Annotated in this window: 11 protein-coding genes; 3 read left to right on the top strand and 8 right to left on the bottom strand. The window is 75.0% G+C overall.

The features are described from left to right. Positions 1–4 precede the first annotated feature (4 nt). On the bottom strand, positions 5–793 hold the full coding sequence (locus ACGH2B_RS21500) for a lysophospholipid acyltransferase family protein (protein WP_399097202.1): 789 nt from the start codon (positions 791–793) through the stop codon (positions 5–7). 196 nt (positions 794–989) lie between these two features. Here ACGH2B_RS21500 and ACGH2B_RS21495 point away from each other — a divergent pair, with 196 nt between their 5' ends. Continuing rightward, positions 990–1,787 carry an alpha/beta hydrolase gene (locus tag ACGH2B_RS21495; protein WP_399092224.1) on the top strand — a complete coding sequence of 266 codons (798 nt, stop codon included), beginning with the start codon at positions 990–992 and terminating at the stop codon, positions 1,785–1,787. After that, on the top strand, positions 1,774–2,448 hold the full coding sequence (locus ACGH2B_RS21490; protein WP_399092221.1) for a hypothetical protein: 675 nt from the start codon (positions 1,774–1,776) through the stop codon (positions 2,446–2,448). The genes ACGH2B_RS21495 and ACGH2B_RS21490 overlap by 14 nt, the downstream gene beginning before the upstream one ends. Before the next feature lie 152 nt (positions 2,449–2,600). On the opposite strand, the gene ACGH2B_RS21485 is transcribed toward ACGH2B_RS21490, so the two are convergent. From ACGH2B_RS21485 to ACGH2B_RS21460, 6 genes are all read right to left on the bottom strand, one after another. Then, positions 2,601–3,362 (bottom strand): endonuclease/exonuclease/phosphatase family protein, encoded by a 762-nt coding sequence (locus tag ACGH2B_RS21485; RefSeq protein ID WP_399092218.1) that lies wholly within the window; start codon positions 3,360–3,362, stop codon positions 2,601–2,603. A gap of 72 nt (positions 3,363–3,434) precedes the next feature. Continuing rightward, complete coding sequence (locus ACGH2B_RS21480; RefSeq protein WP_399092215.1) at positions 3,435–4,376, bottom strand: ROK family glucokinase; 942 nt, start codon at positions 4,374–4,376, stop codon at positions 3,435–3,437. A gap of 119 nt (positions 4,377–4,495) precedes the next feature. After that, positions 4,496–4,966 carry a DUF5304 domain-containing protein gene (locus ACGH2B_RS21475; protein WP_399092212.1) on the bottom strand — a complete coding sequence of 157 codons (471 nt, stop codon included), beginning with the start codon at positions 4,964–4,966 and terminating at the stop codon, positions 4,496–4,498. 104 nt (positions 4,967–5,070) lie between these two features. Next, positions 5,071–6,270 (bottom strand): ArsA family ATPase, encoded by a 1,200-nt coding sequence (locus ACGH2B_RS21470; protein ID WP_399092209.1) that lies wholly within the window; start codon positions 6,268–6,270, stop codon positions 5,071–5,073. 2 nt (positions 6,271–6,272) lie between these two features. After that, positions 6,273–6,746, bottom strand: a complete 474-nt coding sequence (locus ACGH2B_RS21465) for an SRPBCC family protein (protein WP_399092206.1) — start codon at positions 6,744–6,746, stop codon at positions 6,273–6,275. Positions 6,747–6,901: 155 nt separating this feature from the next. After that, the gene (locus tag ACGH2B_RS21460) at positions 6,902–7,678 is read right to left on the bottom strand and encodes a metallophosphoesterase (protein WP_399092203.1); all 777 of its coding nucleotides are present in this window, start codon (positions 7,676–7,678) and stop codon (positions 6,902–6,904) included. A gap of 291 nt (positions 7,679–7,969) precedes the next feature. On the opposite strand from ACGH2B_RS21460, the gene ACGH2B_RS21455 reads away from it, so the two are divergent. Then, a complete protein-coding gene (locus ACGH2B_RS21455; protein ID WP_399092200.1) occupies positions 7,970–9,766 on the top strand; it encodes an AMP-dependent synthetase/ligase in 1,797 nt (598 codons plus the stop codon). Between the two features lie 297 nt (positions 9,767–10,063). Here the strand turns inward: ACGH2B_RS21455 and ACGH2B_RS21450 are convergent, their stop codons facing one another. Further along, positions 10,064–11,206 (bottom strand): glycosyltransferase family 4 protein, encoded by a 1,143-nt coding sequence (locus tag ACGH2B_RS21450; protein ID WP_399092197.1) that lies wholly within the window; start codon positions 11,204–11,206, stop codon positions 10,064–10,066. Positions 11,207–11,779: the final 573 nt, after the last annotated feature.

Raw genomic sequence — 11,779 nt, 5'->3', positions numbered from 1 at the left:
GCGTCTACGCCCCGGCCCCGGCCCTGCCCGGTCCGTCCGTGCCGCGGCCCTTGCCCTTGCCGGGCGCCTCGGTCTTCCTCGTCTCCGCCTCGGCCCGCTTCGCCTCGGCCTCGGCCTTCTTCTTCGCGTCGGCGATCTGCCGCTTGGCGGCGGTCGCGTAGATGTCGACGTACTCCTGGCCGGAGAGCTTCATGATCTCGTACATCACCTCGTCGGTGACCGAGCGCAGGATGAAGCGGTCGCCCTCCATGCCCTGGTAGCGCGTGAAGTCCAGCGGTTTGCCGATGCGGATACCGGGGCGGATCATCTTCGGCACGACCTTGCCGGGCGGCTGCACCTTCTCGGTGTCGATCATCGCGACGGGGATGACCGGCGCGCCGGTGGCCAGCGCCACGCGGGCCAGACCGCCGGGCTTGCCGCGGTAGAGGCGGCCGTCGGGCGAGCGGGTGCCCTCCGGGTAGATGCCGAACAGCTCACCGCGCTCCAGCACCTCGATGCCGCTCTTGATGGCCGCCTCGCCCGCGCCGCGCGCGCCCGAGCGGTCGACGGGAAGCTGTCCGACGCCCTTGAAGAACGCGGCGGTCAGCTTCCCCTTCACGCCGGGCGAGGTGAAGTACTCGGCCTTCGCGATGAAGGTGACCTTGCGGTCGAGGACCGCGGGCAGGAAGAAGGAGTCCGAGAAGGACAGGTGGTTGCTCGCGAGGATCGCCGGACCCTCGGCGGGGACGTTCTCGATGCCTTCCACCCAGGGACGGAACGCCAGCTTGAGCGAACCGCCGAGGGAGAACTTCATTGCGCCGTAGATCAACCGACTGCCTCCTGTGTGTGACGCAAAGACCTTAACCCGGCCCGGGGCCCGCCTCGTCGCCTCCGGGCCGCCGCCCGGGGCCGGGCGGCCCCCGCATCGCGGAATCGCCCTTACCCCACCGGCGTCACTCCGCGTACGCTGCAGGTGACGAGCGAGATTCCCCATCGATCGGAGTTCCCCGGTGCCGCTCCTTCCCGGAGCCGAACCGTTCCGCCGTGACGGCGGAGAGGTCGGCGTCCTCGTGTGTCACGGCTTCACCGGCTCCCCCCAGTCCGTACGTCCCTGGGCCGAGTACCTCGCCGACCGCGGGGCCACCGTCACACTGCCGCTGCTGCCCGGCCACGGCACCCGCTGGCAGGACATGGCGGTCACGACGTGGCAGGACTGGTACGCGGAGGTCGACCGCGAGCTGCGGTCGCTGACGCAGCGGTGCGCGAAGGTCTTCGTCTGCGGGCTGTCGATGGGCGGCGCGCTGGCGCTGCGCCTCGCCGCCCGGCACGGCGACGCGATCGACGGCGTCGTGGTCGTCAACCCGGCCAACAAGGTGCACGACGCGGCGGCGCCGCTGCTGCCCGTGCTGCGCCACCTCGTCCCGACGACGAAGGGGCTGGTCAGCGACATCGCCAAGCCCGGTGCCGAAGAGATCGGCTACGACCGCGTACCGCTGCACGCCGCGCACTCCGTACGGCGGTTCTTCCGGCTGGTGGACGGCGAACTCCCGCAGGTCACCCAGCCGTTGCTGGTGATGACCAGCCCGCAGGACCATGTCGTGCGGCCGGCCGACTCGGAGCGGATCCTGGCCCGGGTGTCGTCGACGGACGTGACGCAACGGCTGCTGGAGCGCAGCTACCACGTCGCCACCCTCGACCACGACGCCGAGCAGATCTTCCGCGACACCGCCGCCTTCATCGGGCGGCTGGCCCCGGGCGCGCTGACCGACCCGGCGGACGAGGGGACGGCGGCCCGTGGCGGAGCGTAGCCCCCGCGATCCCCAGGATCCGCTGGACGAAGAGGCCGCCTGGGCCCAGATCGTCGCGGGTTACGGCGAGGAACCGGCGTGGGACGACGCCCGCCGGGAGGTGTGCGGCGAGAACGCCGGCGGCGAACAGCCCGGCGGCGCGAGGACCGGCCCCCCGGCCACGCCCGACACCGAACGGCCCGCCACCGGGCGGCCCGCAGCCGAACGGTCCGGTCCCGCGGCCCCGGCGTCCGGCGCCCCGGACGAGGACGGCGCGCCCGAGGACACCGCGGACGCCGGACCGAAGCCGCCGCCCGCCCCCGCGGCGCCCCGCTCCCCCGGCAGCTTCGTGGTGTACGCGCCGGGCGTCGGCCCGCGTGACTGGAACGCCGCCGAGCCGTCCGACGACGATTTCGACGCGTCCGACGAGGGCCACTTCACCCCGCCCGAGCCGCCGCCGCTCCCGCAGGCCGACGTCACGACGAAGTTCGCCTGGATCGCGGTGCTCGGCGGTCCGCTGCTGCTGATCCTGATGGTGCTGCTCCAGCAGCCGGTGACGTGGTGGATCACGGTGCTGGGCATCGGCGGGTTCCTCGGCGGCTTCGCGACGCTGGTGGCCCGGATGAAGAGCGACGACGAGGACGACGACGGGCCCGCGCCCGGCAGCGGCGCGGTGGTCTGACCGCTACCGCGCCGCCACCGGGAAGCCACGGCACCGCGGTGCCCCGGCCAGAACCGGCGGCGGCGCGGCGGTCCGAACCCCACGGCACCCCGGAGCAGCTTCCCGCCGTGGGCCCGGGCCCGCTCCCCGGCGGCGGCGCGGCGGTCCGGCCGCTACCGCGCCACCGCCGGGATCCGCAGCGCCGCCAGCACCGGCAGATGATCGGTGGCCGCCGTCAGATCCGCCGCCCGCACCCCGGGCAGCGGGTGCGGGACACCGCAGCCCAGCACCTCCACGCCGCCGGTGGTGAAGAGCGCGTCGATGCGCTGGTGCGGCGCGCGCGGCGTCGAGGTGAACTCCCCGCCCCAGGGGCGCGCCGCCCACGCGTCGGTCAGCTCCCCGGCCAGCCGCCGGAAACTCCGGCCGCCGGGGCGGTCGTTGAGGTCCCCGCCGGCCACCGCGTACGGCACGTCCAGCGCGGCCAGCTCCGCCAGCAGCCGCCCGGCCTGCGCGTACCGCTCCTCGGCGGCGAGGCTGAGATGGCAGCTCAGGACGCCGAAGCGGGCCCGGCCGACGCGGACGACGGCGGTGGCGAAGCCGCGCCGGTGCAGGCCCGGGGTGCGGGGCAGCAGGATGTCGGCGGTGCGCTCGACGTGGACGCGGAGCGTGGCGAGGATCATCGGGCCGGTGGCGGTGGCCCCGCCGGTGACGTACGTCAGGCCGCTCGCGCGGGCCAGCCGTTCGGCGGCCTTGCGCCAGCGGAAGAACCGCGGCGCCTCCTGGATCAGGACGAGGTCGGGCGCGCAGCCGCGGATCACCCGGGCCAGCGCCGCCTCGTCGTCGCGCAGCGAGCGGACGTTGTAGCTGAGCACCCGCACGACGGCCGAACCGTCCGGTGCGGTACGCGATTTCGGAAGCCCGGTAGGCACGGTCATGGCGGCTCCTTACGCCGACGGGGCCCGGGAACGAACGGCGCCCGCCGCGTCCGGGACGCGGCGGGCGGCGGATCAGCCCTGGCGGGCGAGGTCGGCGGCGCCGACCAGCCCCGCCCGGCCGCCGAGTTGGGCGGCGAGGACCTGGGCGTGCGGCCGCCACTGACTGCCGACCAGCCAGCGGCGGAACGACTTGCGGATCGGGTCGAGGACCAGCTCGCCCTCGTCCGAGACGCCGCCGCCGACGATGAAGGCGGACGGGTCGAAGAGCGAGGCGAGGTCGGCCAGGCCCGCACCGGCCCAGCGGGCCAGCTCGCGGAAGGAGTCGACGGCGACCGGGTCACCGCGGCGGGCCGCCTCGCTGACGTGCCGCCCCTCGATTCCCTCGGGGGTGCCGTCGCCCAACCCCAGCAGGACCGTGGCGTCCTGAGGGGTGGCGACGGCGCGCTGGCGGGCGTAGCGCAGCAGGGCGCGGCCGGAGGCGTACTGCTCCCAGCAGCCCTGGCTGCCGCAGCCGCACAGCAGACCGTCCGGGACGACACGGATGTGGCCGAACTCGGCGGCGACGCCGAAGCGGCCGCGGCGCAGTTTGTTGCCGATGATGATGCCGCCGCCCAGGCCCGTGCCGAGCGTGATGCAGATGACGTCGCTGTGACCGGCGCCGGCGCCGAAGCGGTACTCGCCCCAGGCCGCGGCGTTGGCGTCGTTCTCGACCACGACGGGCAGGCCGACGCGCTGTTCGACCTTGTCCTTGAGCGGTTCGTGGCGCCAGTCGATGTTCGGTGCGAACAGGACGGTGGCGCGCTTGTCGTCGACGTATCCGGCCGCGCCGATGCCGACGGCCTCCACGCGGTGGGCGGCGCCGACGGAGCGGACCGCGTCGGCGATGGCGTCGGTCAGCGCGTCGGCGGTCTGCGGGGTCGGCACCGTGCGGATGTCGAGGATCGAGCCCTCTTCGTCGACCACACCGGCCGCGATCTTCGTACCGCCGATGTCGACGCCGATGGTGAGTCCCATATGTCCCTCAGTTGTCTCTCGAACCCCGCCGTGATCCACCGTACCGGAGCGGGGAGAGGGGGAGGGCGACGTCCGGGGAGCGGTGGCCGCGCGCGGCCGGGGCCCGCTCCCCCGGGGCGTCAGTCGAGGTCGATGCGCTCGGTGCCCGCCGGGCCGTCGTCGTCGCGGGGGTCCTCGGGCCGTCCGGCGGCCTTCGGCCGGTCGCCGGTCTCCTTGCGGGTCCAGCGGGCCTCGCCGCCCTCGACGGCGGAGCGGTAGGCGGCAAGCAGCTCGGAACCGGCGGCGGCGAGGTGGTCGAAGACGTCCGGGTGACGCTCGACGACCGGCTCGACGGCGGCCTTGGCCTGGCGGAGCAGACCGCTGACAGCGGTGGACGCGGCGGCGCCTCCGAGCGCGCCGGGAAGCTGGATGCCGGCGAGCTTGCCGGTCACCGCGTCGGCGAGCTTGCGCAGTTCGTCGGCGGCGCTGCCCGGCGGGACGCCCCGCTCGGCCCGGCGGCGGGCCTTCTCCGCGGCGAGGTCCTCGGCACAGGCCGTCTCCCAGGCGTCGGCGTCGGGCGCGGCGGCCGGGCGGTCGGTGGCATCACTCATGACGGGCTCCGTGGGCTCCTGCGGCGGGTGACCGCGGCGCGCCGGTGCGCCCGGCGGCCGGGACGGGACTCACCTTCGACGGTACCCGAACGGGGGTGGCCGGATCAGCCGTCCTCCGGCCACAGCGCCGGGTCCGGGGTGAAGCGGATCCGGAGCACGCCCTCGCGCAGTCCGGCGCCGGTGACGGTGCAGCGGCGCAGCGCCGAGGGCAGGGTCCGTATCCGGCGGTGGCGGCCGACGGTGACGACGATCTCGTCGCCGCGGCGCACCAGCCCCAGCCCCTCGCGGGCGGCGCCGGGCAGCGGCACCCGCCACACCAGCAGCCCCTCGTCGGCGATCCGGTCCTCGACGGTCCAGGGGTCGGCGGCGCGGGTGGCGGTCTCCGCGGTGGCGCCGACGCGGGCGGCGTCCGGGCCGAGGAGACCGGCGAGGTCGTCGAGGCCCCGCGGGTCGCGGCCGAGGTGGGCGACCTCGTGAACGGGGACGTCCGTCACCTCCTCGCGCAGCTCCTTCAGCGCGTCCTGCTGGGCGCCGGAGAGCGCGGCGAGGAACGGGTCGGCGGAGCCGGTCGGCAGCAGCCGGTTGACGAGGACGGCGTCGGTGCGGCGGCCGTGCAGCGCGAGTCCGGCGCGGGCGGCGCGCAGCGCCCCGGCGGCGACGGGACCGGCGTCGGTGACGAGCCGGACGGTGGTGCCCGGTGCGTCGATCACGGCCTGGACGGCGGCGAGTTCGCTCTCCCAGCGCTCGGCGGCCTCGTACAGCTTCTGGGCGGGCATGGGGACGCCGGCGAGCTGGGCGAGGACCGGGCGCAGGGCGCGGGCGGCCTGGCGTTCGGGGGGCAGCAGCCGGCGCAGGTAGCGGCGCACCTGGGCGGGGAGGGCGAGGAGATGGATCGTTTCGTCGGCGGGCGGGGCGTCGACGACGACGGTGTCCCAGGTGCCGGCGGTGTGGGCGGCGCGCAGGGCGTGCAGCAGCGCGAAGGCGGCGGCGCCGGGGAGTTCGGTGAGCTCGTCGGCGTCGAGCGGGGTGGCGCCGAGCAGGTCGAGGGCGGCGCCCGCGCGCTCCTGGAAGGCGAGGAACTCGGTGCGGAAGCGGGCGCCGGGGTCGATGCCGCGGGCGTGCAGTCCGGGGGCGATCTCGGTGGCCGTGGTGGTCAGCGCGGTGCCCAGGACGGTCTGCGGGGCGTCGGACCGGCCGGTGAGCAGCAGGGTCCGCGCGCCCTGCCGGGCCGCGGCCAGCGCGGTGGCCGCGGCGAGCGTGGAGCGGCCGGCGCCGCCCGCGCCCGTGACGAGGACGGTCCGCACGGTCAGTGGGCCCCGGCCGCGTCGGCGGTGCCCTGCGGGCCGGCCTCGACGCGCTTCTTCAGGCCCGCGAGCGCCCGGTCGATGATGACCTTCTCGGCCTTGCGCTTGATCATGCCGAGCATCGGGATCTTGACGTCGACGGTGAGCTGGTACGTCACCTCGGTGGCCTTGCCGCCGTCCGCCGGGGCGAGGCGGTAGGAGCCGTCGAGGGAGCGCAGCATCTGGGACTTGACCAGCGACCAGCTCACCTCGTCGTCACCGGTCCAGGTGTAGGCGAGGGTGTGGTCGTCCTTGATCGCGCCGGCGTCGAGGAGCAGCCGGACCTGGGCGGCGCGGCCCCGGTCGTCCTTGGCCAGCACCTCGGCCTCCTTGACCTCGCCGGTCCACTGCGGGTAGCGCTCGAAGTCGGCGATCACTCCCATCACCTCGGCGAGCGGCGCCGCGATCGTGATGCTAGAGCTGGTGTGTTCGGCCATCGCCGTGACTCCTCCATGCCGATTGCGCCGGTACGGCCCGGCCCCCGGCTCGCGTCGAACCCGCTGTCCTGGTGCTGCTGAAGGCTACCGCGCGGCGCGGCGCCGCCGGACACCAGCGGGCCCGGTGGTGCGGGCGGCGCGCGGGGCGGGCCGGCTCACCATTCCAGGACGTACGGCCGACCGGTCGCGCGGAAGTGGCCGACGTTGACGCACTCGGTGGCGCCGATGCGCATCCGGCGGGCGAGCGGCTGGTGGACGTGGCCGAAGAGGGAGTAGCGCGGGCGGGTGCGGCGGATGGCGTCGAGGAGGGCGGCGCTGCCGCGCTCGAAGCGGCGGGCGACGGTGTCGTAGCAGAGTTCGGGGACCTCGGGCGGGATGTGGGTGCAGAGCACGTCGACCTCGCCGACCGCCTCGATCTTGGCGGCGTACTCCTCGTAGTCGACCTCGTACGGCGTGCGCATCGGGGAGGGCAGGCCGCCGCCGACGAAGCCGAAGACGCGGCCGCCGATCTCGGCGCGCCCGCCGTCGAGGACGGTGGTGCCCTCGCGGGCGTACTCGGGCCACAGCCGCGGGATGTCGACGTTGCCGAAGGTGGCGTAGGTGGGGGTGGGCAGGGCGGCGAAGAGTTCGGCGTACTGCTCGCGGACCGCGGTCTCGATGACGGATTCGCGGGACGCGCCGGTGGCGTCCAGCTCGCCCCACAGGCGGCGTCCGAAGGCGCGGGCCTCGTCGAAGCGGCGGGCGGTGCGCAGGTCGATGAGGCGGCGGGCGTTACCGGCGCCGAAGAGGGCGGGGAAGATGCCGCGCGCGTGGTCGGCGTAGTCGAGGAAGAGCACGAGGTCGCCGAGGCAGATGAGGGCGTCGGCGCCCTCCCCGGCCCGGGCGAGGTCCCGGCTGTTGCCGTGTACGTCACTGACCACGTGCAGTCGCATGTCAGCAGCCTAGGACGCGGGCTCCGCCGGGTGGGAGGGGGCCGCCCTTCCGGTTACTTTCCGGTCACCGAAACGCTGGTCTAGTCTGCGCGGGCGGCCCGCCCTCGCAGGTGGGGCCGTGAGCCCCACGGCGCACCCTTGACATGTGACGCATCGAACATCTGGCCGCGACCTCTACCCCAAAGCAATACCGGTGGGTAACGTCCGGGCAGTCCAGTCCCCTGCCAGTCATGGACCGAACCGGTGCAGCACACAGCGTCGTGGCACCGGCGCCAATGAGGAGCAGCAGTCTTGCGCGAGTTCAGCCTTCCGGCCCTGTACGAGGTCCCAGCAGACGGCAATCTGACGGATCTCATCCGCCGCAACGCCGCGCAGCATCCGGATGTGGCGGTCGTGGGCCGGAAGGTCGACGGCGTGTGGCAGGACGTCACGGCCACCGCGTTCCTGGCCGAGGTCCGCGCCGTCGCCAAAGGGCTGATGGCCTCCGGCATCCAGCCCGGCGACCGGATCGGCCTGATGTCGCGCACCCGCTACGAGTGGACGCTGCTGGACTTCGCCATCTGGAGCGCCGGGGCGATCACCGTGCCGGTGTACGACACCAGCTCCGCCGAGCAGATCCAGTGGATCCTCGGTGACTCCGGCGCGGTGGCCTGCCTGGTGGAGACGCCCGCGCACGAGGCGGCCGTCACCTCCGTACGCGACCGGCTGCCCGCGCTCGCGAACATCTGGCAGATCGAGCGGGACGCCGTCGCCCGGCTGTCGGCCGCGGGCGCCGCCCTGACCGACGAGGAGGTGGACGAGCGCTCCGCCCTCGCGGACGCCGACTCGCCCGCCACGATCGTCTACACCTCCGGCACCACCGGCCGCCCCAAGGGCTGTGTGCTCACCCACCGCAGCTTCTTCGCCGAGGTCGGCAACGTCGTCGAACGGCTGCGGCCGCTGTTCTCGACCGGTGAGTCGTCCGTCCTGCTCTTCCTGCCGGTCGCGCACGTCCTGGGCCGGCTGGTGCAGATCGCGTGCGTGATGGCGCCGATCAAGCTGGGGCACGCGCCGGACATCAAGCACCTCACCGACGACCTCGCCTCGTTCCGGCCGACGCTGATCCTGGGCGTACCGCGGGTCTTCGAGAAGGTCTACAACGGGGCGCGCGCCCAGGCGCAGGCCGACGGCAAGGGCAAGATCTTCGACCGCGCGGCGGACACCGCCATCGCGTACAGCCGGGCGATGGACACCGCCGCGGGCCCGGGGCTCGGCCTGCGGCTGCGCCACAAGCTCTTCGACAAGCTGGTCTACGGCAAGCTCCGCGCCGTCCTCGGCGGGCGCGCCACGCACGCCATCTCCGGCGGCGCCCCGCTCGGCGAACGCCTCGGCCACTTCTACCGCGGCATCGGCTTCTCCGCCCTGGAGGGGTACGGCCTGACGGAGTCCTGTGCGGCGACCGCGTTCAACCCGTGGGACCGGCAGAAGATCGGCACCGTCGGCCAGCCGCTGCCCGGCTCGGTGCTGCGGATCGCCGACGACGGTGAGGTGCTGCTCCACGGCGAGCATCTGTTCACGGAGTACTGGAACAACGAGGCGGCCACCGCCGAGGCGCTCTCCGACGGCTGGTTCCACACCGGCGACCTCGGCACCCTCGACGAGGAGGGCTACCTCACCATCACCGGCCGGAAGAAGGAGATCCTGGTGACGGCGGGCGGCAAGAACGTCGCCCCCGCCGTGATCGAGGACCGTATCCGGGCGCACGCGCTGATCGCGGAGTGCATGGTCGTCGGCGACGGCCGCCCGTTCATCGGCGCGCTGATCACCCTCGACGAGGAGTTCCTGCCGCGCTGGGCCGCCGAGCACGGCCGCCCCGCGGACTCCACGGCGGTCTCGCTCGCCGGCGATCCGGAGCTGCTGGCCGCCGTGCAGCGCGCCGTGGACGACGGCAACGCCGCGGTCTCGAAGGCCGAGTCGGTCCGCAAGTTCCGCATCCTGCCCACCCAGCTCACCGAGGACTCCGGCCACGTCACGCCGTCCCTGAAGCTCAAGCGCAACGTGGTGGCGAAGGACTTCGCCGAGGAGATCGAGGCGCTCTACCGGGGCTGACGGGTCCCGCACGACGGGCGTACGGGGCGCGGACCGCTGGGACGCGCCCCGTCGCTGTGCCCGGGGACCGGCCGGGCGTACGGGGCCGCTGCGCCTGGTCGCCGGGCGCCGCGGCCGGGGGCGGCCCGGCGCCGTACCAGGGGCGGCCCGGCGCCGTGACCGGACGGCCCGCCACGGGGACGGTCGCGTTCCGCTCGGCGAGGGGCCGCAGCCGGCCTCGGGGCATTCCCCGGCTCACGGCTTCACGGACGCGTTCCGGGACCGGAACGCGTCCGTGAAGCCGTACGGCTCAGCGCCTCAGAGCAGTTCCTTCAGCTTTTCGGCGAGCAGGTCCCAGCGCCACTTCTCCTCGACCCAGGCACGGCCCCGCTCGCCCATCCGGCGGCGCAGCTCCGGGTCCTCCAGCAGCGCGACGACGCGTTCGGCGGTGGCCCGCGGGGAGCCGCCGGGCACCACCCAGCCGGTCTCGCCGTCCAGCACCGCGTCCGGCGCGCCGCCGGAGTCACCGGCCACGACGGGCAGTCCGGTGGCGGACGCCTCCAGGTAGACGATGCCCAGGCCCTCGACGTCGAGACCGCCGCGGCGGGTGCGGCACGGCATCGCGAAGACATCGCCCGCGCCGTAGTGGGCCGGCAGCTCCGCCCACGGCACCGCGCCGGTGAACCGCACCGATCCGGCCACGCCGGTACGCGCCGCCAGCGCCCGCAGCTCCTTCTCGTACGGACCGCCGCCGACGATCAGCAGGACGGCGTCCGGCACCGCGGCGGTGATCGCGGGCATCGCCTCGATGAGGGTGTCCTGCCCCTTGCGCGGGACGAGCCGGGAGACGCAGACGACGACGGGCCGGTCGGTGAGGCCGAGGCGGGCGCGGATCTCGTCGCCGCCGGAGCCGGGGTGGAAGGTCTTCTCGTCCACGCCGGGCGGGAGTTGGACCATCCGGGCGGCGGCCTCGGGGGTGAGCGCGGCGGCGATCCGGCGGCGGGTGTATTCGCCGAGGTAGGTGAGGGTGTCGGTGCCCTCGCCGATGCGGCGCAGCAGTTGCCGGGCGGCGGGGAGCTGCGCCCAGCCGGCCTCGTGGCCGTGGGTGGTGGCGACGATCCGGCGCGCCCCGGCGGCGCGCAGCGCGGGCGCCATCAGCCCGAGCGGCGCCGCGGCCCCGAACCACACCGACGTACAGCCGTACTCGCGCAGCAGCGCGGTGGCGCGGCGGGTGACGGCCGGGGTGGGCAGCAGCATCGTCGTACGGTCGCGGACGACCGGGAACTCCTGCTCGGCGTCGAAGGCGGCGGTGGCCTCCCGCCCCTCGGCGCCGCGCTTCCAGGTGGAGGCGTAGACGACGACCTGGGTCGGGTCCAGCCGCTGCGCCATGTTGTGCAGGAACGCCTGGATGCCGCCGGGACGTGGCGGGAAGTCGTTGGTGACGATGAGGGTCTTGTGCACGCTGCTCTCTCGGCGTCGTCTCGGCTCGGCGGGCGCGACCCACCGGCCTCGCCCCTGGCCGACAGTACCGGGTCGAGGCGGAGCGGGACCGGGGGCGGGTCGGGGCGTGACGCCGTCGGCGGAGCCTGTGACCGGGCGGAACCGGGGCGCGGCCGCCCGCCGGGACGGGCCCCGCACCCGGCACACGCCCGGAAGGCCGGGGCCGTACCGCCGGATGCCAGGTCCGGGGCGCGGGGCGGCGCCGCCGGATGCCAGGTCCGGGGCGCGAGGCCGCACCGCCGGGCGGCAGGCCCGGGGCACGGGGCCGTGCCGCCGGGCCTGTGCCGGGCCGGTCGCGGACGTCACGCTCCAAGGGACGGAGGCCCCTGCCGTCCGCCCGGGCATGGCCAGGCCCCGCTGCGGACGTCAGGGGCCATGCCCTACGGCTGAGAGCCGGGCCGCACCGCCGGACGGCAGGCCCGGGGCACGGGGCCGGGGCACGGGGCCGGGGCGCGGGGCCGGGTCCGGGCCTTCGACAAGAGCGGCGCCCCCGTGGGCGCCCCGCCCGGGAGGCGCAACGCGCGACGGAAGGAT

Source organism: Streptomyces sp. BBFR2 (genome assembly GCF_044497305.1).
Taxonomy (GTDB): domain Bacteria; phylum Actinomycetota; class Actinomycetes; order Streptomycetales; family Streptomycetaceae; genus Streptomyces.
This window is presented reverse-complemented; position numbering and strand designations above follow the sequence as displayed.